Origin of the sequence: Salmonella sp. SAL04202 (assembly GCF_046550775.1) — a bacterium.
Lineage (GTDB): Bacteria > Pseudomonadota > Gammaproteobacteria > Enterobacterales > Enterobacteriaceae > Salmonella > Salmonella enterica.
This window is the reverse complement of sequence record NZ_JBGDXK010000003.1, coordinates 237,720-264,482: the sequence shown is the minus strand read 5'-3', so window position 1 is coordinate 264,482 and position 26,763 is coordinate 237,720. Positions and strand designations below refer to the sequence as shown.

At 51.5% G+C, this 26,763-nt stretch carries 25 protein-coding genes and 1 other annotated feature; of the genes, 13 read left to right on the top strand and 12 right to left on the bottom strand.

Translation table 11 applies throughout. The features are described 5' to 3' along the window. Positions 1-47: 47 nt before the first annotated feature. Positions 48-1,964 (bottom strand): molecular chaperone DnaK, encoded by a 1,917-nt coding sequence (gene dnaK / locus ACLJQJ_RS15055; RefSeq protein ID WP_000516126.1) that lies wholly within the window; start codon positions 1,962-1,964, stop codon positions 48-50. A gap of 348 nt (positions 1,965-2,312) precedes the next feature. Between dnaK and ACLJQJ_RS15050 the strand changes: the two genes are divergently transcribed. The 3 genes from ACLJQJ_RS15050 to satP all read left to right on the top strand — a co-directional run bounded on the left by ACLJQJ_RS15050 (position 2,313) and on the right by satP (position 4,182). Continuing rightward, a complete protein-coding gene (locus tag ACLJQJ_RS15050; protein WP_001258090.1) occupies positions 2,313-2,717 on the top strand; it encodes a DUF2541 family protein in 405 nt (134 codons plus the stop codon). 35 nt (positions 2,718-2,752) lie between these two features. After that, positions 2,753-3,466, top strand: a complete 714-nt coding sequence (msyB, locus tag ACLJQJ_RS15045) for an acidic protein MsyB (RefSeq protein WP_001103477.1) — start codon at positions 2,753-2,755, stop codon at positions 3,464-3,466. 149 nt (positions 3,467-3,615) lie between these two features. After that, on the top strand, positions 3,616-4,182 hold the full coding sequence (gene satP, locus ACLJQJ_RS15040) for an acetate uptake transporter (RefSeq protein WP_000528525.1): 567 nt from the start codon (positions 3,616-3,618) through the stop codon (positions 4,180-4,182). 56 nt (positions 4,183-4,238) lie between these two features. On the opposite strand, the gene mog is transcribed toward satP, so the two are convergent. Beyond that, positions 4,239-4,829, bottom strand: a complete 591-nt coding sequence (gene mog, locus ACLJQJ_RS15035; RefSeq protein WP_000380373.1) for a molybdopterin adenylyltransferase — start codon at positions 4,827-4,829, stop codon at positions 4,239-4,241. 110 nt (positions 4,830-4,939) lie between these two features. Then, complete coding sequence (tal, locus tag ACLJQJ_RS15030; protein ID WP_000130175.1) at positions 4,940-5,893, bottom strand: transaldolase; 954 nt, start codon at positions 5,891-5,893, stop codon at positions 4,940-4,942. Between the two features lie 268 nt (positions 5,894-6,161). Here tal and ACLJQJ_RS15025 point away from each other — a divergent pair, with 268 nt between their 5' ends. Both ACLJQJ_RS15025 and yaaA read left to right on the top strand, forming a co-directional pair. Continuing rightward, positions 6,162-7,592: an alanine/glycine:cation symporter family protein gene (locus ACLJQJ_RS15025; RefSeq protein ID WP_001113807.1), complete on the top strand. Its 1,431-nt coding sequence runs from the start codon at positions 6,162-6,164 to the stop codon at positions 7,590-7,592. Positions 7,593-7,670: 78 nt separating this feature from the next. Then, on the top strand, positions 7,671-8,444 hold the full coding sequence (gene yaaA, locus ACLJQJ_RS15020) for a peroxide stress protein YaaA (protein WP_000906173.1): 774 nt from the start codon (positions 7,671-7,673) through the stop codon (positions 8,442-8,444). A 93-nt stretch (positions 8,445-8,537) separates the two neighbouring features. On the opposite strand, the gene thrC is transcribed toward yaaA, so the two are convergent. From thrC to yjjY, 6 genes are all read right to left on the bottom strand, one after another. After that, positions 8,538-9,824, bottom strand: a complete 1,287-nt coding sequence (gene thrC, locus ACLJQJ_RS15015) for a threonine synthase (protein ID WP_063809577.1) — start codon at positions 9,822-9,824, stop codon at positions 8,538-8,540. A 3-nt stretch (positions 9,825-9,827) separates the two neighbouring features. Further along, positions 9,828-10,757, bottom strand: coding sequence for a homoserine kinase (gene thrB / locus ACLJQJ_RS15010; protein ID WP_000241685.1), 930 nt, complete (start codon positions 10,755-10,757; stop codon positions 9,828-9,830). Between the two features lies 1 nt (position 10,758). Then, positions 10,759-13,221, bottom strand: coding sequence for a bifunctional aspartate kinase/homoserine dehydrogenase I (thrA, locus tag ACLJQJ_RS15005; RefSeq protein ID WP_063809578.1), 2,463 nt, complete (start codon positions 13,219-13,221; stop codon positions 10,759-10,761). Positions 13,222-13,246: 25 nt separating this feature from the next. After that, positions 13,247-13,367: a sequence feature (Thr leader region), on the bottom strand. Continuing rightward, positions 13,303-13,368 carry a thr operon leader peptide gene (gene thrL / locus ACLJQJ_RS15000; RefSeq protein WP_001575544.1) on the bottom strand — a complete coding sequence of 22 codons (66 nt, stop codon included), beginning with the start codon at positions 13,366-13,368 and terminating at the stop codon, positions 13,303-13,305. Its footprint overlaps the feature before it by 65 nt. 213 nt (positions 13,369-13,581) lie before the next feature. Further along, a complete protein-coding gene (locus ACLJQJ_RS14995) occupies positions 13,582-14,268 on the bottom strand; it encodes a tRNA/rRNA methyltransferase (protein WP_001266780.1) in 687 nt (228 codons plus the stop codon). Between the two features lie 399 nt (positions 14,269-14,667). After that, positions 14,668-14,808: a protein YjjY gene (yjjY, locus tag ACLJQJ_RS14990; RefSeq protein ID WP_001541509.1), complete on the bottom strand. Its 141-nt coding sequence runs from the start codon at positions 14,806-14,808 to the stop codon at positions 14,668-14,670. 95 nt (positions 14,809-14,903) lie between these two features. On the opposite strand from yjjY, the gene arcA reads away from it, so the two are divergent. The 8 genes from arcA to sthE all read left to right on the top strand — a co-directional run bounded on the left by arcA (position 14,904) and on the right by sthE (position 23,180). Next, on the top strand, positions 14,904-15,620 hold the full coding sequence (arcA, locus tag ACLJQJ_RS14985) for a two-component system response regulator ArcA (protein ID WP_001194359.1): 717 nt from the start codon (positions 14,904-14,906) through the stop codon (positions 15,618-15,620). A 267-nt stretch (positions 15,621-15,887) separates the two neighbouring features. After that, positions 15,888-16,202, top strand: coding sequence for a hypothetical protein (locus ACLJQJ_RS14980; protein WP_000749515.1), 315 nt, complete (start codon positions 15,888-15,890; stop codon positions 16,200-16,202). A 384-nt stretch (positions 16,203-16,586) separates the two neighbouring features. Next, positions 16,587-17,258: a winged helix-turn-helix transcriptional regulator gene (locus ACLJQJ_RS14975; protein WP_000811635.1), complete on the top strand. Its 672-nt coding sequence runs from the start codon at positions 16,587-16,589 to the stop codon at positions 17,256-17,258. 338 nt (positions 17,259-17,596) lie between these two features. After that, the gene (locus ACLJQJ_RS14970) at positions 17,597-18,142 is read left to right on the top strand and encodes a fimbrial protein (protein WP_000482235.1); all 546 of its coding nucleotides are present in this window, start codon (positions 17,597-17,599) and stop codon (positions 18,140-18,142) included. 70 nt (positions 18,143-18,212) lie between these two features. Next, entirely contained in the window at positions 18,213-18,896 is a 684-nt protein-coding gene (gene sthA, locus ACLJQJ_RS14965) for a fimbrial biogenesis chaperone SthA (RefSeq protein ID WP_000680522.1), read from the top strand. Positions 18,897-18,941: 45 nt separating this feature from the next. Further along, on the top strand, positions 18,942-21,479 hold the full coding sequence (locus ACLJQJ_RS14960; RefSeq protein WP_001160707.1) for a fimbrial outer membrane usher protein: 2,538 nt from the start codon (positions 18,942-18,944) through the stop codon (positions 21,477-21,479). Positions 21,480-21,496: 17 nt separating this feature from the next. Then, positions 21,497-22,054 carry a fimbrial protein gene (locus ACLJQJ_RS14955; protein WP_063809579.1) on the top strand — a complete coding sequence of 186 codons (558 nt, stop codon included), beginning with the start codon at positions 21,497-21,499 and terminating at the stop codon, positions 22,052-22,054. A gap of 40 nt (positions 22,055-22,094) precedes the next feature. Then, entirely contained in the window at positions 22,095-23,180 is a 1,086-nt protein-coding gene (gene sthE / locus ACLJQJ_RS14950; RefSeq protein ID WP_063809580.1) for a fimbrial major subunit SthE, read from the top strand. 57 nt (positions 23,181-23,237) lie between these two features. Here sthE and creD read toward each other — a convergent pair whose 3' ends face one another. The 3 genes from creD to creB are packed head-to-tail and all read right to left on the bottom strand — an operon-like array spanning position 23,238 to position 26,758. Beyond that, on the bottom strand, positions 23,238-24,587 hold the full coding sequence (gene creD, locus ACLJQJ_RS14945; RefSeq protein ID WP_063809581.1) for a cell envelope integrity protein CreD: 1,350 nt from the start codon (positions 24,585-24,587) through the stop codon (positions 23,238-23,240). A 57-nt stretch (positions 24,588-24,644) separates the two neighbouring features. Continuing rightward, complete coding sequence (creC, locus tag ACLJQJ_RS14940; RefSeq protein WP_001219523.1) at positions 24,645-26,069, bottom strand: two-component system sensor histidine kinase CreC; 1,425 nt, start codon at positions 26,067-26,069, stop codon at positions 24,645-24,647. Beyond that, a complete protein-coding gene (gene creB / locus ACLJQJ_RS14935; protein WP_001187046.1) occupies positions 26,069-26,758 on the bottom strand; it encodes a two-component system response regulator CreB in 690 nt (229 codons plus the stop codon). Before creB ends, creC begins: the two co-directional genes overlap by 1 nt. Positions 26,759-26,763 lie beyond the last annotated feature (5 nt).

The window sequence follows — 26,763 nt, the reverse complement described above, 5'->3', positions numbered from 1 at the left end:
GAGGAAACCTCTTCGCCCGTGCCAGTAATTACCCGTTCAAAGGGCGATTATTTTTTATCTTTTACTTCTTCAAACTCAGCGTCGACAACGTCGTCATCTTTCGCGTTGTTTGCAGAAGCGTCAGCGGAGCCAGCCTGCTGCTGCGCATGTTGCTGCTGAGCGATTTCCATCAGTTTCTGGGAAACCTGCGCCAGCTCCTGCATTTTCGCTTCGATAGCGGCTTTATCTTCGCCTTTCAGGGCAGTTTCCAGCGCGCTCAGGGCAGACTCGATAGCGGTTTTGTCATCAGCCGGCAGTTTATCGCCTGCTTCTTCAACCTGCTTACGGGTGCTGTGCAGCAGATGGTCACCCTGGTTACGGGTCTGAACCAGCTCTTCGAACTTACGGTCGGATTCAGCGTTCGCTTCTGCATCGCGAACCATTTTCTGAATTTCTTCCTCGTTCAGACCAGAAGATGCCTTGATGGTGATCTTCTGCTCTTTGCCGCTATTTTTATCTTTCGCGGAGACGTGCAGGATACCGTCAGCATCGATATCGAAGGTGACTTCGATCTGCGGCATACCGCGCGGCGCCGGGTTGATGCCATCCAGGTTGAACTGACCCAGAGATTTGTTATCAGACGCACGTTTACGCTCACCCTGCAGCACATGGATGGTTACCGCAGACTGGTTGTCTTCCGCAGTAGAGAACACCTGGCTGTGCTTGGTCGGGATGGTGGTGTTTTTGGTGATAAGCGGAGTCATCACGCCACCCATCGTTTCGATACCCAGAGACAGAGGGGTAACGTCCAGCAGCAGTACGTCTTTCACATCACCGGTCAATACGCCGCCCTGTACCGCTGCGCCGATAGCCACAGCTTCGTCCGGGTTAACGTCTTTACGCGGCTCTTTACCAAAGAATTCAGCCACTTTTTTCTGCACCATTGGCATACGGGTCTGACCGCCGACGAGGATCACGTCGTTGATATCAGACACGGACAGGCCAGCGTCCTGCAGTGCGACTTTCAGCGGCTCGATAGAACGGTTCACCAGATCTTCAACCAGGCTTTCCAGTTTCGCACGAGTCACTTTGATGTTCATGTGTTTCGGACCGGTGGCATCTGCGGTAATGTACGGCAGGTTCACGTCGGTCTGTTGCGCAGAAGACAGCTCGATTTTGGCTTTTTCTGCGGCTTCTTTCAGGCGCTGCATGGCCAGCGGATCGTTACGCAGGTCAATGCCCTGATCTTTCTTAAACTCGTCAACGAGGTAGTTGATCAGGCGGGTATCGAAGTCTTCACCACCCAGGTGGGTATCACCGTTGGTTGCCAGAACTTCAAAGGTTTTTTCGCCATCAACTTCGTCGATTTCGATAATAGAGATATCGAAAGTACCACCACCGAGGTCGTAAACCGCGATAGTACGGTTGCCGACTTCTTTATCCAGACCGTAAGCCAGCGCTGCGGCAGTTGGTTCGTTGATGATACGTTTAACTTCCAGCCCCGCGATACGACCAGCATCTTTGGTAGCCTGACGCTGCGCATCGTTAAAGTAAGCCGGTACGGTGATAACCGCTTCAGTTACCGGTTCGCCCAGATAATCTTCAGCCGTTTTCTTCATTTTCTTCAGCACTTCGGCAGAAATCTGCGGCGGCGCCATTTTCTGACCTTTCACATCAAGCCATGCGTCGCCGTTGTCGGCGCCGATGATTTTGTACGGCATGATAGAAACGTCACGTTGAACTTCTTCGTCCTGGAAGCGGCGGCCAATCAGGCGTTTAATCGCAAACAGGGTGTTTTGCGGGTTTGTCACTGCCTGACGTTTAGCCGGCTGACCAACCAGAGTTTCACCATCCTGGGTATAAGCAATGATAGAAGGCGTAGTGCGATCGCCCTCGGCGTTCTCCAGCACGCGTGCCTGCGTTCCATCCATAATCGCTACACAAGAGTTGGTAGTACCCAGGTCGATACCAATAATTTTACCCATCTAAACGTCTCCACTAAAAATTCGGTCATCATGTGGTTGTGAATCTGTAATAAGGGCGAAACGTGCGGTTTCAACTACCCTGAATCGTTTTTTTTCAGACTCACCACTGCGGTTGACTACAAGATGGGGTCGTAACCCACGTCATCAAGGGGGAGATGAAAAAATTTTTTAGTGACGAGAGGGCGCGATGGAAAACCAGGCAAACAAACATTCATGAAATAAATTAAACAACGAATACTATTCACAGAAAAATTGTAATAAAAAGAAAAGATTACAAAACTGAATCGTTGCCATGAGCAGAGTATGATAGACGGTAATTGCTTATTGAACCCGTCAAAGAGAAATTTCATGCGATCTGTGTTAACGATTTCCGCCAGCCTGCTTTTCGGCCTGGCGTTAAGTAGCGTCGCGCACGCGAACGACCATAAAATACTGGGTGTTATTGCCATGCCCAGAAATGAAACGAACGATCTCACGCTGAAAATTCCCGTCTGCCGCATCGTGAAGCGCATTCAACTCACGGCGGATCACGGCGACATCGAACTTAGCGGCGCATCCGTCTATTTTAAAACTGCGCGTAGCGCCAGCCAAAGCCTGAACGTCCCTTCCTCAATCAAAGAGGGCCAGACAACAGGCTGGATCAATATTAATAGCGATAACGACAACAAACGCTGCGTATCAAAGATTACCTTCTCAGGCCATACGGTAAATTCTTCCGATATGGCGAGACTTAAAGTCATTGGCGACGATTAATCGCTGTTATTTCTATTCCAAAAGCCAGACTGAAAATGAACGTCACCTATTTACACGACGAGGATTTAGACTTTCTTCAGCATTGTAGCGAAGAACAACTCGCCGATTTCGCCCGTTTGCTGACGCATAACGAAAAGGGCAAGGCTCGCTTGTCGAGCGTCCTTAGTCATAACGAACTGTTCAAAGCGATGGAAGGTCACCCGGAGCAACACCGCCGTAACTGGCAGCTCATTGCCGGCGAGTTTCAGCATTACGGCGGCGACAGTATCGCCAACAAATTGCGCGGGCACGGAAAACAGTACCGCGCGATTCTGCTGGATGTCGCAAAACGGCTAAAACTTAAAGCAGATAAAAGCATGTCGACGTTTGAAATAGAACAGCAACTGCTGGAGCATTTTTTACGTCATACCTGGCAGAAGATGGACGCGGCGCATAAGCAGGAATTTCTGCAAGCCGTAGACGCCAAAGTTTCTGAACTGGAAGAACTGCTGCCGCTGCTCATGAAAGATCGCAGTCTGGCAAAAGGGGTCTCCCACCTGCTTTCCACCCAGCTTACCCGCATTTTACGTACCCATGCCGCAATGAGCATCCTGGGCCACGGATTGCTGCGCGGCGCAGGTCTTGGCGGCCCGGTCGGCGCGGCGTTAAACGGCGTCAAAGCGATGAGCGGCAGCGCGTATCGCGTGACTATTCCGGCGGTGTTGCAAATAGCCTGCCTGCGACGAATGATGGCAGCCGTTCAGGCGTGAATGCCCTCACAGGGGGAAATATTTTCTTTTCCCCCTTATTAGATCATAGACAGTCCTCTTCCCCCTGATTATTATGCCGCGCCCCGAATACGGAACTCGTTATTCTGGGAAACTATTTCACCATTCAATTATGATGATTTTGAGGAATTATGGGCAACACTAAGTTGGCTAATCCGGCACCGCTGGGCCTGATGGGCTTCGGCATGACCACCATTCTGCTTAACCTGCACAATGCCGGTTTTTTCGCCCTGGACGGTATTATTCTGGCGATGGGGATTTTCTACGGCGGTATCGCGCAAATTTTTGCCGGTCTGCTGGAGTATAAAAAAGGCAATACCTTTGGTTTAACGGCCTTTACCTCTTACGGTTCGTTCTGGCTGACGCTGGTCGCTATCCTGCTGATGCCGAAAATGGGCCTGACGGATGCGCCTGACGCTCAGCTACTCGGCGCTTATTTGGGTCTGTGGGGCGTGTTCACGCTGTTTATGTTCTTCGGTACGCTGAAAGCCGCCCGCGCGCTGCAATTTGTTTTCCTGAGCCTGACCGTACTGTTCGCTCTGCTGGCGGTCGGCAATATCACCGGTAACGAAGCCATTATCCATATCGCAGGCTGGGTTGGTCTGGTTTGCGGCGCCAGCGCTATTTATCTGGCGATGGGTGAAGTGCTAAACGAGCAATTTGGCCGCACTATTCTGCCAATCGGCGAGGCGCACTAAATCTCTTTTATTCCTCCCGCACCGGGAGGAATAACCCTACTATCAGTATTTTCCGGTCAGGACGACATATTCTCACGTCTGGCGCTCTTCGGACGGAAAGCGGCAACCACTTCCGGCGCGGTTTCGACATACGGCCCGTCAAGCAGCTGTATACAATACGGCACGCTCGCAAAAATGCCCGGCACGCTAACGCTGCCATCGTCCGCTTTTACGCCTTCCAGCGTTTCTTTGATCGATTTTGGCTGTCCAGGCAGATTAAGAATTAACGCCTGTTTACGGATAACGCCCACCTGGCGGGAAAGAATGGCGGTCGGCACAAAGCGCAGGCTGATCTGGCGCATCTGTTCGCCAAAACCTGGCATTTCACGGTCGGCGATGGCAAGGGTCGCGTCCGGCGTGACGTCGCGACGCGCCGGACCGGTACCGCCAGTGGTCAGCACCAGATGACAGCTCATCTCATCAACCAGTTCACACAACGTTTGCTCGATAATTTCCTGTTCATCAGGAATTAAGCGCCGTTGGACCTCGAAAGGCGTGGTCAGCGCAGAAGCGAGCCACTCCTCAAGCGCAGGAATGCCTTTATCCTGGTAAACGCCGCTTGAAGCGCGGTCGGAGATAGAAACTAAGCCAATACGTAAGGTATCCATGATTATTCCGTTTAAACAGTCTCGTTAAACAGAATGATACACTGCGAAGGGAAGGACAGACAGGTTTCAGAAGAGGTAGCGTGACCCATATCAGGGCCACGCGTTAATGATTACAGCAGATCGCCGATCATTTTTTCCAGTTTTTCCTGGTCTACCGCAAACTTACGGATACCATCCGCCAGTTTGTCAACCGCCATGGGGTCCTGGTGATGCTGCCACAGGAACTCGGCTTCGGTAATGCGTTCCGGGCGCGCTTTGACTTCGCCGGAGAAAGAGAGCTTACGCTCAATCGCCCCTTCGCTTTCCGCCAGTTCTTTCAGCAATGCCGGTGCGATAGTCAGACGGTCGCAGCCCGCCAGCTCCAGAATTTCGCCTACGTTACGGAAGCTTGCGCCCATAACGACGGTTTCGTAACCATGCTGTTTGTAGTACTCGTAGATTTCCGTTACGGAAACCACGCCCGGATCTTCAGCTGGCGCATAGTCTTTCTTGTCGGTATTGGCTTTATACCAGTCAAGAATACGACCTACGAACGGCGAGATCAGGTAGACGCCCGCTTCGGCGCACGCACGCGCCTGCGCAAAGGAGAACAGCAGCGTCAGGTTACAGTTGATGCCTTCTTTTTCCAGCTGTTCGGCTGCACGAATGCCCTGCCAGGTGGACGCCAGCTTGATCAGGATACGATCGTTGCTGATACCCGCATCATTGTAGAGTTTAATGATACGTTTTGCTTTGGCGATAGACGCTTCAGTGTCATAAGACAGACGCGCGTCAACTTCGGTAGAAATACGCCCCGGCACCAGCTTCAGGATTTCCAGGCCAATATTCACCGCCAGCTTATCGGTCGCGTCAACAACCTGCTGCGCGCGGTCGCTGCTCTGCTGTTTCGCCCAGGCGACAGCATCGTCAATCAGCTTACGATATTCCGGGATTTGCGCTGCGTTAAGAATGAGAGAAGGGTTAGTTGTAGCATCCTGCGGCTGGTACAGCTTCATTGCCGCGATATCTCCGGTATCAGCCACTACGGTGGTGAACTGACGAAGGGAGGTCAATTTGTCCGTCATGATAGAGTTTCTCTTTAAACAGCTTGTTAGGGGATGTAACCGGTCTACCCTGATGATAACACGACGCACTCACAGCGCAACCGCCTACATGCACCTGGCTGCCCTTGTGCACTGTTTGCGTATCTGCCGACGGTTGATGCGCAATTAAAGGATACCGCCGTATTTATGGTAAACTGCCGTTAATATTAGTCTGACAAGGTCATCTACATCATGGGTCACGCTTATACAGGATCATCAAAGCGTGACGGCATCAACAAGAGGGACGTTAATGCCTGAGTTTTTCAGTTTTATTAACGAAATACTCTGGGGCTCGGTAATGATTTACCTGCTGCTCGGCGCAGGATGTTGGTTTACCTGGCGTACCGGATTCATTCAATTTCGTTATATTCGCCAATTTAGCCGCAGTCTGAAAGGCAGCTTTAGCCCGCAGCCAGGCGGCCTGACGTCATTTCAGGCGCTGTGTACCAGCCTCGCGGCGCGGATTGGCAGCGGTAATCTGGCCGGCGTGGCGCTGGCTATCGCCGCAGGCGGTCCCGGCGCGGTATTCTGGATGTGGGTCTCGGCCATCATTGGCATGGCGACCTCCTTCGCCGAGTGTTCGCTTGCCCAGCTTTATAAAGAACGTGACCCGACAGGCCAGTTCCGCGGCGGCCCGGCGTGGTATATGGCGCGCGGGCTGGGAATGCGCTGGATGGGCGTGGTTTTCGCCCTCTTTCTGCTCGTCGCCTACGGGTTGATTTTTAATAGCGTGCAGGCGAATGCCGTCTCACGCGCGCTCCATTTCGCCTTCAACATTCCGCCGCTTATCTCCGGCATTGCTCTGGCGTTCTGTGCCCTGTTAATTATCATTCGCGGCATAAAAGGCGTCGCCCGCCTGATGCAATGGCTGATTCCCCTCATCGCGTTATTGTGGGTCGCCGGCAGCGTATTCATTTGCCTCTGGCATATTGAGCAAATGCCTGGCGTTATCGCTTCGATAGTCAAAAGCGCATTTGGCTGGCAGGAAGCCGCAGCAGGCGCAGCCGGATATACGCTCACTCAGGCTATTACCAGCGGTTTTCAGCGTGGGATGTTCTCTAATGAAGCGGGAATGGGGTCAACGCCTAATGCGGCCGCGGCGGCAACGTCGTATCCCCCTCACCCTGTCGCGCAGGGGATTGTGCAAATGATTGGCGTATTCAGCGACACCATTATCATCTGTACCGCCAGCGCAATGATTATCCTGCTGGCGGGGAATCACGCGTCCCATTCGTCAACAGAAGGCATTCAGCTTCTCCAACATGCAATGGTTTCGTTGACCGGTGAATGGGGCGCCAGTTTTGTCGCGCTTATCGTCATTCTGTTCGCGTTCAGTTCTATCGTCGCCAACTATATTTACGCCGAGAACAATCTGTTTTTTCTGCGGTTACATAACGCAAAGGCCATCTGGCTATTACGCCTTGCGACGCTTGGCATGGTCATCGCCGGTACGCTCATCAGTTTTCCGCTGATATGGCAGCTTGCTGACATGATCATGGCCTGTATGGCTATTACCAATCTGACGGCGATTTTGTTGCTCTCACCGGTGGTGTATACCCTCGCCGGCGATTATCTGCGACAACGGAAACTGGGCGTAAGACCGCAGTTCGATCCGCGGCGCTTCCCGGATATCGAACCACAACTGGCGCCAGATACCTGGGATGCGGCATCGCGCGATTAAGCCGACAATCGCAACCATCGGTCAACTCTGCGGCGTTTTTTTGCTAAAGTCGCAGAAAATTCCCTGCAAGGACTGAATATGCTGATTCTGATTTCACCTGCAAAAACGCTTGATTATCAAAGCCCGCTGGCCACGACCCGCTATACCCAGCCGGAGCTGTTGGATCACAGCCAGCAGCTTATTCAACAGGCCCGCCAGCTTTCGGCGCCGCAAATTTCCAGGCTGATGGGAATTAGCGACAAACTGGCGGATCTCAACGCCACGCGTTTTCATGACTGGCAGCCTCATTTCACGCCGGATAATGCACGCCAGGCGATTCTGGCGTTCAAAGGCGATGTTTATACCGGCCTACAGGCGGAAACGTTCAACGACGCGGATTTTGATTTTGCCCAACAGCATCTGCGCATGCTCTCTGGCTTGTATGGCGTATTGCGCCCGCTGGATTTAATGCAGCCTTATCGTCTGGAGATGGGGATTCGCCTGGAGAATCCGCGCGGCAAAGATCTTTATCAATTCTGGGGCGATATCATTACCGATAAGCTCAACGAAGCGCTTGAGGCGCAGGGCGATCGGGTGGTGGTGAATCTGGCCTCCGAGGAATATTTTAAATCGGTGAAGCCGAAGAAACTGAATGCCGAACTGATTAAGCCCGTGTTCCTTGATGAGAAAAACGGCAAGTTTAAGGTGGTAAGCTTCTACGCCAAAAAAGCGCGCGGACTGATGAGCCGTTTTATTATTGAAAACCGCTTAACGAAGCCGGAACAGCTTATCGCGTTTGACCGTGAAGGGTATTTCTTTGATGAAGAAACCTCCACACAAGACGAACTGGTCTTTAAACGCTACGAGCAGTAACGGCATCGCCGGATGGCGGTTACGCCTTATCCGGCCTACAAATCGACACCACCCCATAGGCCCGGTAAGCGACAGCGCCACCGGGCGCAATGGTTATTGGCGGGTCATCATCAGCTTACGCAGGGCGGCAAAATCCGCAGGCAGATGATGTGAAAGCAGCGGCAGGTCGGCGCGTTCGGCGAGCGCTTCAGGCAATGCCAGCGTTTCTCCCAGAATGGACTCCACGCTTTCTTTAAACTTCGCCGGATGCGCCGTTCCGAGAAACAAGCCATACTCGCCAGGGTTTAACTGGTCGCGTAATGCCCGATACGCTACCGCCGCATGAGGTTCCGAGATATAACCTTTCGCTTTCAGCTCGCGCATCGTCTGTTGTGTCGTAGTGTCATCCACCGCCGCATAGCCCAGCTCAGTCAGGCGCCAGATTTTACGGCGGAATAGCTCCTCCACGCGCGGCCAGTTATTCGGCTGGCTGACATCCATCGCATTCGACAGGGTCGCCTGCGTCGCTTTCGGCGCCCACTTTCCGTCATGCAGAAAACGCGGCACCGTGTCGTTGACGTTGGTGGCGGCGATAAAACGTTTCACCGGTAGGCCTAACGACTTCGCCAGCAGTCCTGCCGTCAAATCGCCAAAGTTGCCGCTGGGGACGGAGATCACCAGTTGGTTACGCGCCCCCTGCGGCAGTTGCGCCACGGCTTCAAAGTAGTAGCAAATTTGCGCCAACAGGCGGCTGATATTAATTGAATTAGCCGAATTCAGCCCCAGCGCCATTTTCAGTTCTTCGTCATCAAATGCCTGTTTCACCAGCGCCTGGCAAGCGTCGAAATCGCCGTCGATCGCCACGGTTTCAATGTTGCCGCCCAGCGTACAGAACAGTTTTTCCTGCAACGGACTGATTTTACCGCGCGGGTAGAGAATGACGACCCGCACATTTTCCAGGCCATAGAACGCGTGAGCCACCGCCGCGCCGGTATCGCCTGACGTTGCGGTCAGAATCGTCACCGGTTTGTCGCCGCTGATATGCGTCAGCATTTGCGCCATAAAACGCCCGCCGAAGTCTTTAAAGGCCAGCGTCGGACCATGGAACAGCTCCAGGCAGCCGACATCGCTTTCTACCTGCGCTACCGGCGCCGGGAACGCAAACGCCGCGCGGACGCGCTCTTCCAGAATTTGCTGCGGTATTTCATCGCCAATAAATGCCGAGAGGATCTTTGCGCTACGGCTGACAAAGTCCTGGTTGAGCATCTCATCAATTTCCGTCAGGCTAAACTCCGGCAGTTCGTGCGGAAAAAAAAGTCCCTGCTGTTTGCCCAGTCCTTGCGTGACGGCCTGCGCAAAGCTGACCTGCTCATTATGGTCTTTCAGATTATAGAGTTTCATTGATTATCCCACTACTCGTGCGCCCGCCGTATCCAGCCGGCAAATATGAACGAAGCCTTCCTGATTTTGCAGATAATGTTTGCTCAGCCAGTCCGCGACGCGCTGCGCCGTCTCCGGTTTATCGCATAGCGCAAACAGCGTCGGCCCCGATCCTGAAATCCCGCTCGCCAGCGCGCCGATCTCCGACACCGCCTGCCGCGCCTGGCTAAAGCCCGGCAGTAAACGCGCGCGGTATGGTTCGGCAATAACATCTTTCATCAGCGCGGCGGCAAGCTGCGGCTGCCGCGAGTAACAGGCGTGAATAAAACCGGCCAGATGCCGTCCATGCGCAATGCAATCCTGACGGCGATACTGCGCAGGCAAAATGGCCCGTGCTTCTGCGGTAGAAACTTTAATGCCCGGATAAGCCAGTACCCATAGCCACTCATCAAAGCCCGGCACCTGCTGACTAATAATGCCGTTTTCTTCAATCATCAACTGCATACCGCCAAGAAAGCACGGCGCGACGTTATCGTAATGGATGCTGCCGGAGATACGGCCTTCCAGCTCGCCCATCAGCGCCAACAGACGCGTGTCGTTTAACGGTTTGCCGCAGTGCTCATTCATCGCGACCAGCGCGGCGACGACGGAACAGGCGCTGGACCCTAACCCGGAACCAATCGGCATATTTTTTTCCAGCGTCATCGCCACCGGGATGGTTTTCCCCAATGCCTGGCAAAAACGTTCCCAGCACTGATAAACAATATTTTCACGCGGCTCCGGCGGCAGTTTATCGGCAAATCGCCCCAGGTTATGCAGACGGAAATGGTCCGCTGCTTCAACGGATACCACATCGCCCAGCAACGTGCCGTCAACGGGTGTGACGGCTGCGCCCAACACGTCGAAACCGACGCTCATGTTCGCGCTGGAAGCCGGGGCATACACTTTCACCATGTTAAACTCCTAACTTCCATGAGAGGGTCCGTAACAGATCGGCAAACACGCCCGCCGCCGTCACATCATTGCCTGCGCCGTAGCCGCGCAGCACCAACGGCAAGGGCTGATAATAGTGGCTGTAGAACGCCAGCGCGTTTTCACCGTTTTTCACTTTGAAGAGCGGATCGTTACCATCAACTTCGGCAATCTTCACGCGGCACACGCCATCCTCTTCGATATTGCCCACATAGCGCAATACCTTACCTTCATCACGAGCTTTAGCCACACGGGCGGCAAACGCGTCGTCAAGCTGCGGCAGATGCGCCATAAAGGCGGTCACATCGCCGAAGGCGTCAAACTCGTCCGGCAACACCGGTTCAATCACGATATCGGAAAGCTCCAGCTCGCGGCCCGTCTCGCGGGCGAGGATCAACAGTTTACGCGCCACATCCATACCGGAAAGATCGTCGCGCGGATCGGGTTCGGTATAGCCCATCTCGCGCGCCAGGGCGGTCGCCTGTGAGAGACTCATCCCCTCATCCAGTTTACCGAAAATAAAAGAGAGCGACCCGGAAAGAATGCCGGAAAATTTTTGCAGTTCATCACCCGCATTCAGCAGGTTTTGCAGGTTTTCGATTACCGGCAAACCGGCGCCGACGTTGGTGTCATACAAGAATTTGCGCCGTGATTGCGCGGCGGCGAAACGTAGCTGATGGTAGTAGTCCATCGACGAGGTGTTCGCTTTCTTGTTTGGCGTCACCACATGGAACCCTTCACGCAGGAAGTCGGCATACTGGTCGGCCACCGCCTGACTGGAGGTACAATCAACAATCACCGGATTGAGTAGATGATATTCTTTCACCAGGCGAATTAAGCGTCCCAGATTGAACGGCGCGTTCGCTTGCGCCAGTTCCGCCTGCCAGTTGTCCAGATTCAGGCCATGCACATTGGTTAGCAACGCCTTTGAGTTCGCCACGCCGCACACGCGTAGATCGATGTGTTTGTTCTTCAGCCAGGTTTGCTGACGTTTAAGCTGTTCCAGTAGCGCGCCGCCGACGCCGCCGACGCCAATGACAAACACTTCAATCACCTGATCGGTATTGAACAGCATCTGGTGCGTTACCCGCACGCCGGTGGTGGCATCGTCGTTATTCACCACCACAGAAATGGAACGCTCAGAAGATCCCTGAGCGATCGCCACGATATTGATATTAGCCCGCGCCAGCGCGGCGAAGAATTTCGCTGAAATGCCGCGTAACGTGCGCATACCGTCGCCGACAACAGAGATAATCGCCAACCGCTCAGTAACCGCCAACGGCTCCAGCAGCCCCTCTTTCAGCTCCAGATAGAACTCATCCTGCATCGCACGGCGGGCACGCGCGCAGTCACTCTGCGGCACACAGAAGCTGATGCTGTACTCAGAGGAGGACTGGGTAATGAGCACCACCGAGATCCCGGCGCGAGACATGGCGGCGAAAACACGCGCCGCCATCCCAATCATCCCTTTCATTCCAGGGCCGGAGACGCTAAACATCGCCATGTTGTTAAGGTTAGAGATCCCTTTGACCGGCAGATTATCATCGTCGCTGGACGCGCCGATCAGCGTTCCTGGCGCCTGCGGATTACCGGTATTTTTAATCAGACAGGGGATCTGGAACTGGGCGATGGGCGTAATGGTGCGAGGGTGAAGAACTTTGGCGCCGAAGTAAGAGAGTTCCATCGCTTCCTGGTAGGACATCGATTTCAGCAGCCTGGCGTCCGGCACCTGGCGCGGGTCACAGGTATACACGCCATCGACGTCAGTCCAGATTTCACAGCAGTCAGCGCGTAAACAGGCGGCCAGCACGGCGGCGGAATAGTCGGAACCATTACGGCCCAGCACCACCAGTTCACCCTTTTCATTACCGGCGGTAAAGCCCGCCATCAGGATCATGTGATCGGCCGGGATCTGGCTGGCGGCGATACGGCGAGTCGATTCCGCGATATCGACGGTAGATTCAAGGTAATGGCCCACCGCCAGCAGTTTTTCTACCGGATCGATCACCGTGACGCGATGTCCACGCGCCTCCAGGAGTCCCGCCATAATCGCGATCGACATTTTTTCGCCACGGCAAATCAGCGCGGCGTTGATGCTATCCGGGCACTGACCCAGCAGGCTGATACCATGCAAAACATGTTTGATCTGAGCGAATTCTTGTTCGACAACCATTTTCAACCGTGCAAGCGGGAATCCCGGCTGCGCGCTGGCAAGTCCTGCGAGCAGGTCAGAAAAAATACGTTCGGCATCGCTGATATTCGGCAAAGCATCCTGACCGCCGATAGTTTTTTCAATCATCGCCACCAGATGGTTGGTAATTTTCGCGGGGGCGGAAAGTACGGTCGCTACCTGCCCTTGCCTGGCATTGCTTTCCAGAATATCGGCAACACGCAGAAAACGTTCTGCATTTGCCACTGATGTACCGCCGAACTTCAACACTCGCATGGTTGTTACCTCGTGATCTCTGGTCGAAAAAAAAGCCCGCACTGTTCAGGTGCGGGCTTTTTTCTGTGTTTCCTGTACGCGTCAGCCCGCACCGTTACCTGTGGTAATGGTGATGGTGGTAATGGTGGTGGTGCTGATGCGGTTCATGGATGTTGTGTACTCTGTCATTTTTATTTGTCTGTCTTGTATTCCTATATTGGTTAAAGTATCTGCCCGCCTAAGTCAATAAATTTTTAAATTGATCACATTCCGAAACTTGTTCATGTGCTGCTGGCGATATATTTATTTTCAACCAATTCCCCCTGTCATGATCTCTTGCAACCAGACGTAATCTCTTATTATTTTAAAAATTACAGCACGTTATTTTGTTAGTTTTTTTTCAATATCATGGACCAAACGGTGCAACATTACCGTATCTCGCTGTCCCAGCAGGCCGATTCGCTGTTGTAGCCAGTCGGTTAATTTGTGGTCATCGGCCGCCTCCAGAGTCGTTAGCAGGCGTAAAAGACGCGCGCGTAACGCCTGTAACTGCGATTCATCAGCAATATCAACGGATTCTGTGGTCTGTTGCATTAAACCTGCTAATTGATAGCAATACACCATGACCGCCTGACCCAGATTGAGCGAAGGGTAATCCGCCGCCATCGGCACGCCGGTCAATACATCCGCCAGCGCCAGCTCGTCATTGGTCAAACCGGAATCCTCACGGCCAAAAACCAGCGCGGCATGACGCATCCAGCGTGATTTTTCCTGTAATAAGGGAACCAGTTCAGCGGGCGAAGCGTAGTAATGAAATTTTGCCCGGCTGCGGGCTGTCGTCGCGACGGTAAAATCCACATCGTGGAGCGCGTCGGCAAGGGTGCGAAAAACCTCAATATTATCAATAATATCTCCAGATCCATGTGCGACCCAACGGGTGGCGGGCTCCAGGTGCGCCTGGCTGTCGACAATACGCAGGTCAGTAAATCCCATGGTCTTCATAGCCCGGGCGGCTGCGCCAATATTTTCCGCTCTGGCGGGAGCGACAAGAACGATTGTTACACGCATTTCATTACTCTTTTTGACTAATTTACAGGAAATTAGCTGGCGTTTGTAAGCATATTACGCTTCGCAAATTTACAAAATTTTAACGGATATCACTGAAAAAGCATTTTTGATTTCGTAAAAGACGCTACACTATTGCGTATCTGTACTATTGCTGTTTATGTTAACAGAACATCGTTATCCTGCTGTTTATTTAGGATAATTTAATTTAAAATAGATCCTGCTCTTTGGATTCATCGCATTTATTAGTTGGCTTACGTAACTAGTTGGAATATTGCAAATTTGTGATGAAAGCTAGCATTTAGCTACGATGATTTCATCAAACTGTTAACGTGCTACAATTGAACTTGATATATGTCAACGAAGCGTAGTTTTATTAGGTGTCCGGTACGTCTTAGCCTGTTATGTTGCTGTTAAAATGGTTAGGATGACAGCCGTTTTTGACACTGTCGGGTCCAGAGGGAAAGTACCCACGACCAAGCTAATGATGTTGTTGACGTTGATGGAAAGTGCATCAAGAACGCAATTACGTACTTTAGTCATGTTACGCCGATCATGTTAATTTGCGACATGCATCAGGCAGGTCAGGGACTTTTGTACTTCCTGTTTCGATTTAGTTGGCAATTTAGGTAGCAAACATGCAGACCCCGCACATTCTTATCGTTGAAGACGAGTTGGTAACACGCAACACGTTGAAAAGTATTTTCGAAGCGGAAGGCTATGATGTATTCGAAGCGACAGATGGCGCGGAAATGCATCAGATCCTCTCTGAATATGACATCAACCTGGTGATCATGGATATCAATCTGCCAGGGAAAAACGGTCTCCTGTTAGCGCGTGAACTGCGTGAACAGGCTAACGTTGCGCTGATGTTCCTGACGGGCCGCGATAACGAAGTCGACAAAATTCTCGGCCTCGAAATCGGCGCGGATGATTACATCACCAAACCGTTTAACCCACGCGAATTGACCATCCGTGCCCGCAACCTGCTGTCCCGTACCATGAACCTGGGTACCGTCAGCGAAGAGCGTCGTAGCGTTGAAAGCTACAAGTTCAACGGTTGGGAACTGGATATCAACAGTCGTTCACTGATCGGCCCGGACGGCGAGCAGTATAAACTACCGCGCAGCGAGTTCCGCGCGATGCTGCATTTCTGCGAAAACCCTGGCAAAATTCAGTCGCGCGCAGAGCTGTTGAAGAAAATGACCGGCCGCGAGCTGAAGCCGCATGACCGTACTGTTGACGTTACCATTCGTCGTATTCGTAAGCATTTCGAATCCACGCCGGATACGCCGGAAATCATCGCCACCATTCACGGCGAAGGTTATCGCTTCTGCGGCGACCTGCAGGATTAATTCGGCCCAGGCGCCGAACCGTAAAAACAGCCGGTAAGTTATTCTTACTGGCTGTTTCTTATGCCCCCCCTTCCGCTAAGCGGCCTCGCTTTCCCTCCTGACCTGCCGTTATGACGTACTCTTTTACATAAAAATTGTCGTATAGCGCTGTTTATCTCAGCTTGCGAAAGTTAAGGTAGTTTGTGTATTTACATTAAAGAGTTATACACGGGATTTGTTAGTCCCCAAAAAATAAGGGGATGCTCACAGGACGTGAGGTTTCAAAGGATGAAAAAATCACCATTATGCTGCTACCTGTTTTGTGCAGCGATGTCAGCTTCATCTGCCGCGCTGGCTGCTACCGCGCCGGTCTCCGCAGGCGTTATTCATTTCAAAGGCCAGATTGTCGAATATGGTTGTAATCTTGCGCCTCACGATCGCAATATCGAGGTATCATGTTTGCGGAATAATATCCCCCATTTACAGACAGTCGCCACACCGTCTGGAAACGCTATTTCGTTGATGAATGGAATCGCCACGGTACGGCACGTGTCGTTAAAAGATCATCCGGAGATTCAAAGCCTGATCGTCCAGTACCGCTAACCGCTTATGACTCCCGCCGGGAGGAGTTCCGGCAGGCGGCGATTTCGCTCAGTAAAACGCCGCCCGCCGGCATTTTGTACTTTTCTCTCATTCGTATCCTACAACAGCGATGTTCATCGCTTCGCTATCCTGTACGCTCTACGCGCTCGTTAAGCACGGTACCTATGATAGCTGTCATAAAATGATTGCAAATAAAATCATCACATTTACTATGGTTAACCTTACAAACAGCGTTGTCGCTCATGCATTGATAAGGTGAATACATTGACTTAAATATTCTTGTTGGCTATTTTAATTTACTTAATTATAATTTTAAGTGAATATTAAATTTATCTTTACCTTTTAATAGTCAACCACTTTATCAGCCATAATAATGGGGAAGATATGAAGCAGTTAAACGGCGGGAATGTGTATCGTCCCACAGGGAAAGAAAAAAACCTGCAAGCCATTTTAAATATTCATCGGCACGTTATTCAAAACATCTCCCCTGTCACTATTACGGCCGGTAAAACACTGGATATCAAGATTGATAATCAATCCCACATCCTGTTAATCACTAAAGGCGCTATTAAAGTATGTCGGCGTATCGACAGCATTGTAATGGGCTGCGGTGTCTCACCAATGATTTTAGGCCTTGTAGATGCCTATGCTGACTTATACCAGTTAGAAGAGAATTCAGACGTCTTTTTTATCGCCGAAACCACCTGTGAATATTATCCTGTCCCAGTAAAAGATTTTGTGGAAATAGCTGATGAAAAGCATCTCTGGCGTGACATTTCGAACATCCTGATGTACCGCATTGCTTTCATGACTAACCGTGACAGAAACCTTATCGGGCAGGACGCCTATAGCCAGATAAAAGCGCTGTTACTTGAACTGTGGTCGTATCCTGAAAGCTCACGATTTGAGATCAACGCACAGAACTTCATACAGCAGAGAACCGGGCTTTCACGCAGCCGTATCATGCAGGTACTTTCAGAACTAAAAGCGGGGGACTATATAAAAATACTGCATGGAAGACTGTTAGAGCTTCGAAACCTGCCGGTTTCATTTTAAACGGACAAGCGTCGTATATTCTTAAAAATAAAGCAATATAGAGTTAAATAAATCCTCCAGGAAATAATAACTATTATCAAAAAAGAGATCTTGCTCTATAAATCCAGTCACCAACCATACTTCTTTAGTGGTATTTTATTAAACTTTGTTACCGAGTCCGAAACTGGACTGCCGTTCAATATTGCATCAGAATTTTTATTGAGTTCATAGTTGATATACGTAGAATAGCCGCCTGCTTATCTACAGAACAGAAAGAAGCGCATACAGAGTAAAATATAATATTTTATTTTATATGGCTATCTTTATTTTTCAGCGAATAGAATCAGGCAACAATTAATATGTTTAATAAGAAAATTATCATCCTGGCAATGTTAACTGCCGTAGCATCCACACCGGTATTTGCCCAGAACACGATTACGTTCAATGGCAAAATTTACGATCAGGCGTGTACGGTTCAGGTTAATGGCTCCACGGATACCACCATTGATTTAGGCAATTACAGCAAAGAACGCATCGCGGAAAAAGGCGCCACAACCGATTACGTGCCGTTTACCGTAAGCCTGGTTAGCTGCCCGGAAGCAGGGACTGGCGTACCAACCCAGGCCATGTTCCGCTTCCACGGCGCAACAGATGATTCCAACCCAACGTACTTCAAAAACGCGGACGAAGGATCGGAAACGGGCGCCGCGGGTGTCGGTATTTCTATTCAGAACGCTTCACATAGCGATGTGACAGATAACACGGATGATGCCGCAGTGAACCTGCCAACCGACGGTTCGGAAGCAGACTTTACCTATTACGCTGCCATGGCAAACGATGGTTCCGCAACCGTAACCGGTGGAGATGTTAGCACTCAGGTTACGTATACCGTTTCGTATCAGTAAGGCATTCTCATCCTGATGTGGACAGGCAGGATGCCAGTCCATAGCGTAAAACATCTTTACAGAGTAAAAAATGAAACACATAAAGAAATCCGTGTTGGTCGTATTACTGACAAGCCATGTTGCCCATGCCAGCATTGTTGTTGGCGGAACCCGACTGGTTTTCGACGGCAATAATGATGAGTCGTCAATCAATGTAGAGAATAAAGACAGCAAAGCGAATCTTGTTCAGTCATGGTTATCGGTTGCCGATCCCCAGGTCACAAATAAGCAGGCGTTTATTATCACCCCGCCTCTTTTTCGCCTTGATGCCGGGCAAAAGAACAGTATTCGGGTTATTCGCTCTGGCGCCCCCCTACCTGCAGATCGGGAGTCTATGTACTGGCTCAATATTAAGGGTATTCCTTCTATTGATGATAATGCCTCCGCGAACCGCGTGGAAATCTCCATTAATACCCAAATAAAGCTTATATATCGACCGCCAGCATTAACAAAATCGACGCCTGATAGCCAGAGCCAACAATTAAAATGGCAGACGGCAGGTGATGTTATTACCGTAAATAACCCCACTCCCTATTATATGAACTTTGCCAGTGTGACGCTTAACAGCCATGAAGTGAAATCAGCGACTTTCGTTCCGCCAAAATCATCAGCGTCATTTAAATTGGGTTCTACTGCCGCCCCTCATGGCACGGTAACGTGGCGATTAATCAGCGATTATGGGATGAGTTTAGAGCCGCATTCCGGTTCATTCTAGCCATTAACGACTTCACTTTACTTTTACCCTTTCAGGACTTTTACTGTGCAATTCTCCAGAGTAGAGCCCCGTTCTCAATTAGCGTTATCGTTTCTGTTTATATGCTGTTCCATAAAACCAGCGTTAGCGCATGATCATTTTAATCCATTATCGTTGGAAAATGATGAACCGGGCGTGGAGAATGTCGATCTATCGGTTTTCGAAAAGGGGGGTCAGGCAGAAGGCACCTATAATGTTGATATTTATATTAATAACACCAGTGTTGAAACAAAAAATATTGCCTTTAAAAATAAAAAATCAGCAGATAATAAGCTCTCCCTACAGCCGTGTCTTAGCGTTGAACAACTCAAGCAGTGGGGCGTAAAAACAGAAAACTTCCCCGAGCTTAAAAATGACCCAAACGGGTGTACCGATCTTAGTCTGCTGGCTGGCGCTGTAGCAAAGTTTAATGTCATCGGTAACCGGCTGGATTTAGCGATCCCTCAAATCGCGTTGATCGCCGACCCGCGAGAATTCGTCCCTACCAGCGAATGGGATGAAGGCATTAATGCTTTTTTGCTGAACTACAGTTTTACCGGATCGCAGGATCACGATATTGATGAAAACCGGACGGAAAATAGCGAATACGCTAACCTGCGCCCTGGTATTAACATTGGCGCATGGCGTTTTCGTAACTACTCAACATGGAATCACGATAGCGATGGGCAAAATAGCTGGGATTCTGCCTACACCTATGTTTCTCGCGATATCGAATTTTTAAAAGGACAGCTGATCGCCGGGGAAAATAACACGCCCGCAGACGTCTTTGACAGTATTTCATTTAAGGGCGTACAGATCTCTTCTGATGACGATATGTTGCCGGACAGTATGAAAGGGTTCGCCCCGGTCATTCGCGGGGTGGCCAAAAGCAGCGCGCAGGTAACCGTTGAACAAAACGGTTATACCATCTACAAAACTAACGTTCCGGCGGGCCCATTCGCCATCAACGATCTTTATCCAACCGGCGGCTCGGGCGACCTGTACGTCACCATCAAAGAATCCGATGGTTCTGAACAGCATTTCATTGTGCCCTACGCCAGCGTTCCGGTATTACAGCGTGAAGGCCACCTGAAATACGACCTGACGGTAGGCCGCACGCGTTCATCAGATACGCATTCCGCGCAACAGAACTTCGCTGAACTGACGGCCTTATACGGATTAGCAGGCGGCATAACCGCCTATGGCGGAATAGAGAGTACGCTGAGCAATGATGTTTATCATGCGGCGCTCATCGGGACAGGCTTAAACCTTGGCGATCTGGGCGCATTGTCTTTAGACGTCACCAACTCATGGTCAAAAATTAAAGCAGGCGATGTGGTTAGCGATACGCTTACCGGACAATCCTGGCGTATTCGTTACAGCAAAGATATTCAGTCAACAGGCACCAATTTCACTGTCGCCGGCTACCGTTATTCGACCAAAGATTACTACGCTCTTGAGGATGTGCTGGATACCTATAGCGATAATAGTCACTATGATCATGTCCGTAATCGCACCGACCTGTCGTTATCGCAAGACATTATCTACGGTTCCATTTCACTCACTTTATATAATGAAGATTACTGGAATGACACTCATACCACATCATTAGGTATTGGCTATAACAACACATGGCATAACGTAAGCTATGGCATTAACTATTCTTATACGCTGAACGCCGATAATTCTCAGGATGAAGACGACGATACGGAAGACAGTAATGACCAGCAAATTTCAATCAATATTAGTATTCCGTTAGATGCCTTTATGCCGTCAACGTATGCCACCTACAATATGAATTCCGCGAAAGACGGCGATACCACACATACTGTCGGTTTAAACGGAACAGCGCTGGCACAGAAAAATCTCTCATGGAGCGTTCAGGAAGGTTATTCCTCTCAAGAGAAAGCCACCAGCGGTAATGTGAGCGCAACCTATAACGGGACGTATGCGGATATTAACGGCGGGTATAGCTACGATAATCATATGCGCCGTCTGAATTATGGCGTTCAGGGCGGCGTACTGCTACATCGAAATGGCCTGACACTATCCCAGCCAATGGACGACACCATCATATTGGTTAAAGCCCCTGGCGCAGCGGGTGTCCCCGTGAATAACGAAACGGGCGTGGACACCGATTTTCGGGGTTATGCCGTCGTACCTTATGCTTCGCCTTACCATCGTAATGAAGTGTCTTTAGATACGACAGGCATTAGAAAAAATATTGAGCTCATTGATACCAGTAAAACGCTGGTGCCTACCCGTGGCGCGGTGGTCAGGGCTGAATATAAAACCAATATTGGTTACAAGGCATTGATGGTATTAACCCGCATAAACAATCTGCCTGTTCCTTTTGGCGCGACCGTCTCGTCTTTAACAAAACCAGACAATCACAGCAGTTTTGTTGGTGATGCGGGGCAGGCCTGGTTAACCGGACTGGAAAAACAAGGGCGGTTATTAGTGAAGTGGGGACCAACAGCAGCAGACCGGTGTCAGGTCTCTTATCGTATACCGAGCTCCCCCTCCGCTTCTGGCGTAGAAATCTTACACGAGCAATGCCAGTGATTCTGGTGGGATAAAAGATGAATATGAACAGATTTGCTGCATTAGCCGCCCTGTTAACGTTCACGGGTCTGGCATTATGGTCGCCATCGATCAGCGCGGCATACAATACCGCAGATGCCGTAGACATTAACGTTACGGGATTAATTTATGCCGATCCGTGTACCGTTACGGTACCTGACACGATCTCTCTTGGACAATATGCCCGGGCGGATATCGCCGTGGCCGGCGGCAATACCGCCACCATTCCTTTCACCATAAAAATGACGAATTGCCCGGCAACGACCACAAAAGCCGCGATTTCATTTAACGGCGTACCTTATCCCGATCCGCATTATGCTTCTGCGATTTATGCAAACAGCGCGGCCAATCCGGCGCAGGATTTAGGATTACAGCTTTTTAACCTGGACGGCAAAAGTCTGGTCAATCTGGCCAACAACGTCACTTACACGGTGGATATCAACAGTAATACCCATGAAGCCAATTTGCCTGTCGCCGCAAGGATGTATACCCCGTATGGAAAAGTCACGGCAGGGGATTTCACGTCCGTTGTGACGATCACTATCGCATGGCAATAACATCTTTCTATTTCACCTGGTATAAAAGCAGGAATTTTTCATGAGAAGGTTATATCTGGCGCTTATTCTGCTGTTCGCGTGTTCCGGTCATAGTTACGCCTCCTGTAAACGTTCCGGTAATGAAGGCGCGATCACTATCACCCCGCCGTCGCAGCTTGTGGTGGATAGCCACGCCTATACCGCAGGCGAGGTATTGTGGCAATCGGGCTGGGTTTCCACCTCCGAAGTCACAATGGATGGCTGTAGTCGCGACTATAAGGTCGGTTTTTTATATGAACCCGGTAGCGCGCAGTCAAATACATCAGCGACAATCAATGCGAATGACGGGAACAACACGCCGGTATTTAGCACCGGGATTTCCGGCGTGGGCATTGCGATTAAAACCCAAACGAATGCTGGCCCTTACGATAATGTCATGCCAATCGATAATACCTACCATAATGGCGATGGCAATAAAACACACCATGCGATGGCTCCCGCCTACAATGTTGAACTGGTCGCCTTAGGCGGTCCGATCACCTCCGGTACCGCGACATTCCAAAGTCCACTGGCGCGCGTATCTTTTCGCGATAGCGCAACGGAAGACTCCGGCGGCGATGTTCTGACCCATCTGTATTTGGGGAATACGCAATTGATTATGAAAGCGATGGGATGTCGGGTAGAAACACCTGCCATCACCGTTGATTTAGGCAGCGTCAATTTAGGCAGTTTCGCTAACAGTCAAACCGCGGGCACAGGCGAGCAGGATATCTTATTGACCTGCGAACAAGGCACCGCTATTTCCGCATCGTTAAGCGCCCAACCGGCCAGCGGAAACAATCCTGATAATTCAGTCATCCAGTTGAGCAATGCAAGCGCGCCAACCAGCGCAACCGGCGTTGGCGTACAGTTGGGTATTCAGGCGCCGGACGCCGGTTTCTTTACCGACAGTTTGCCAATCAATCAAAAAATTGATCTCTTTACTCACACGATTACCACCAATGCCGATGGCAGCCAGACGGTTAACGGCGGAACCATGAATATGTCGACCACTCTGAAAATTAGCGCGCGCTACTATAAAACCGCCGCCACGGTAACGGCCGGGCAAGCGAATGCCACGGCAACATTAAACCTGACCTATAACTAACGGCATCACATTTTCTGGCGCTGCGCGGGAAAACGTTAACGCGCGCGCCCGTTAGATTTATTTCCACAAACGTAATTCGTCATCTTTTACTGGCGGTAATGACTTATGTTGCTGACAAGAGAGCGAATACCAGTCCAGATGGCGCGTCAGGAACATCACGCCGCCAAGCGCCAGTAGCAGAACGCCGGTACCCAGAAGCAACGAGCTATCTTCCGAACGCAGCAATCCCCACATCACGCCATCCAGCGCCAATAACGCTAGCGTAAACAGTACGCTATTGCGCCATCCTTTCAGCACTGCCTGCAAATAAACGCTATTCATCAACGCGCCCACCAGGCTGGCGGCGATCCAGGCTGGCGTGAAACCGATATGTTCCGACAGTGCCAGCAACAGCAGGTAGAACATCACCAGCGATAACCCCACCAGCAGATACTGCATCGGGTGTAACCGCTGCCCCGTCAGGGTTTCGAAGACAAAGAACGCCATAAACGTTAGCGTAATCAACAAAATGGCATATTTCGTCGCTCTGTCCGTCAGTTGATACTGGTCGGCTGGCGTCGATACAGCGACGCTAAACGCCGGTAAGTTGTCCCAATCCACCTTTTGCGCATCAGCAAACTGTTCGCCGAGATTCGTGGCAAACCGGCTGGTTTGCCACTGGGCCTGAAATCCTGAACCGCTGATTTCGCGTTTACCGGGAAGAAAATCCCCCACAAAATTTGGGTGCGGCCAGTTGCTGGTCAGGGTCATTTCACTGCTACGCCCGACGGGAACCAGTGAAAAGCTGCCGGTTCCGCTTAAATTTAGCGACATCGCCAACGTCAGGTTGCGCGTCGCCCACTGACTGTCCGGCAGCGGGATATGAATGCCCTCTCTACTTTCCGGTAAGCCGGTCCCCGGTTCTACAGTGAGCGTTTCACCATTCACCTGCGGCGCTTTTACTGCGCTGATACCGCGCGCATCGCCGACGCCCACGACGATAAAGGGCTTTCCAAGGGTAATGTTCGGTCTGTTCAGCTCATGCAGACGGGCCACATCAAACTCCGCCTTTATCGCCATATCGGTATGCCACACCTGCCCCTGATAAATACCTATTTTTCGCGCTTCAACGTTTTGATTGCCTTCGACCAATAGCGACTCCGGCAGCCAAAAATAGAGATAGCTGCGCTTATACTGGACCTCTTTCTCTTCTTCCAGCACGGTATAGAGCTCTGTCACCGGAACCGCCACCAGCGGGCCGACAACCTTTTGTGGGCCGCTGGTACTCTGACGAATAGCGGCTTCTACATGGCTTCGATAATCAGCACGTTCCACGATGGTGTGCCGTACCATCATCAGGGGAATTAACAGCAGGATCATGGCGCCGCCTAACGTAATCATTTTCCACAACAGGGGGGATTTCAACATAGCGTTCTCCTTTGCAATGCCAGCAGTGTAAGAACGCGATGTGGGGAGAATTTGAAGTTATGTGAAGTGACGGTGAAGTGTCAACGAGGCCAGCACGCCGCCTTCGGGACGATTGCACAACGTCACCTCACCGTTGAGGAGTCGCGCCGCCTCGCTGACAAACGCCAGCCCAAGCCCGCTGCTTTTACGCCCGTTTTCACGGGGCAACGAATAGAATCGGTCGAAAATGCGCGGCAGCGCAAAATCAGGAATACCACAGCCGGAATCCGTCACCTGCAGGATCGCTTTCTCCCCCATCGGCTGAGCGCTTAATGTGATAACGCCATTTTCAGGCGTAAAGTCGATGGCATTGTCCAACACATTGCCCAGCGCCTGCGCCAGAAGCTCCGCGTCGGCGACGACAACCAGCGAGGAAGGCCGTAAAGTAAGCGTGATCTTTTTTGCCGCCAACTGAATACTGCGCGCCTCGCTAAGCTGCGTAAATAGCTCATCAACAGCAACCGGCGCGAGAGGGATATCCTGTCGGTTTTCCAGCCGCGCCTGGCGCAGCAGGGTTTCTACCAGCGCCTGCATTCGCGTATTTTGCGCCAGTATATTCTCTGTAAAGCGGGTAACCACATCCGCGGGCGGTCCTTCACGCAGAATCTCCGCCGCGCCGCGTATCGCCGCCAGTGGACTTTTCAGCTCATGAGTCAACGCATACACGTACTGCTCAATCTCATTCTTGCCTTCCAGCTTAATGCGCATACTCTCCAGCGCCTGCGCCAGTTTACGCAGCTCGCTGCTGCCTAATGCAGGTAACGCAAGCGGGCGGTTTTCGGTGACGGAATCCGCATAGCGCGTCAACCGGGCGATGGAGCGGTTAATCCACCAGACCATCCCCGCGCCAATCGCCAGCGCAATTCCCAGTAAAACGGCGCTGGCCCACAGAATGCGCCGTTCGCTGCGCTTAATCACCGGCGCCATTGCCGCATTCGGTTTACCGACAGACAGGACGCCGATAATCCGTCCATCGCTGATTATCGGCGCGGCTACGTACATCACGGTGCTATTGGGATCGGCAGCATCTTTTGCCGTGCTGCGGGCGCCATACTGTCCGCGCAGCGTAAGCCAGACGTCATTCCAGCGAGAATAATCCTGCCCCACCGCTTTGTTTTCCGAATCAAACAACACCTTCCCCTGTGCATCCGTCATGTAGACATGGTATTCATTGCGCACTTTGACGATCCCGCTGATATTGGCGCGAAACGGGCGATGTTGCAGCTGGGCGAATGCTTTCGCCAACTGGCCGTCAGTCGGGTTGCCGGAAAGGAGATCGTCGCGGGCCAGCGCCGCCAGCAGCGTTGCGGTGTCAATCAGCGTCCCTTCCGTCGCGCGGCGGACGCCCGGCTTTATCTCCTGAACGAAGATAGACAGCACAAACACGGCGGCGACGGCGACAATAAGAAAGTAGCCCAGCAGCAAACGCATTCCGATGCGCATCAGACGCTCCTCAGGCTGTATCCCATTCCACGATGCGTGTTAATTGGCGAGAGATCCGGGTTGATCGCGCGTAGCTTAGCGCGCAGGGTTTTGATGTGTGTATCGACCGTCCGATCGAAGGTCTCCTGGGCATCAGACCAGACAATATCCATCAATTGCTGGCGCGAGTACACACGCTCCGGCGACAGCAGCAGGGTTTTAAGAAGCAGAAACTCATAACGCGTCAGCGAGAGCGGCGTACCAAACCAGGCGATCTGCGCCGCCGGTTCATTGAGTTCAAAATGTCCGGTACGCACCACCGGCGACGGCGCAGCAAACTTTTTCACCCGGCGCAACAGCGTGCGCACGCGGGCGCTCACTTCGCGCGGCGAGAACGGCTTGGCGACATAATCATCTGCGCCGATCTCCAGACCAAGCAATCGATCCACTTCATCGCTACGGGCAGTCAGGAAAAGAATCGGCAGCGCAGGATGGCGTTCCAGCAACTGCCGACACAGCTCAAAGCCGCTGATATCCGGCAGTCCCACATCGAGAATCACCGCATCTGGCCGTTGCTGACGCGCTTTTTCCAGCGCGGGCAGCCCGCGAGCGAATAGCTCAACGGTAAACCCTTCCAGTTGCAGGGTGTAGATGAGCGTATCGGCGATTCCCTGTTCATCCTCGACTAACCAGACCTGCGGTTGCTGCATACTCT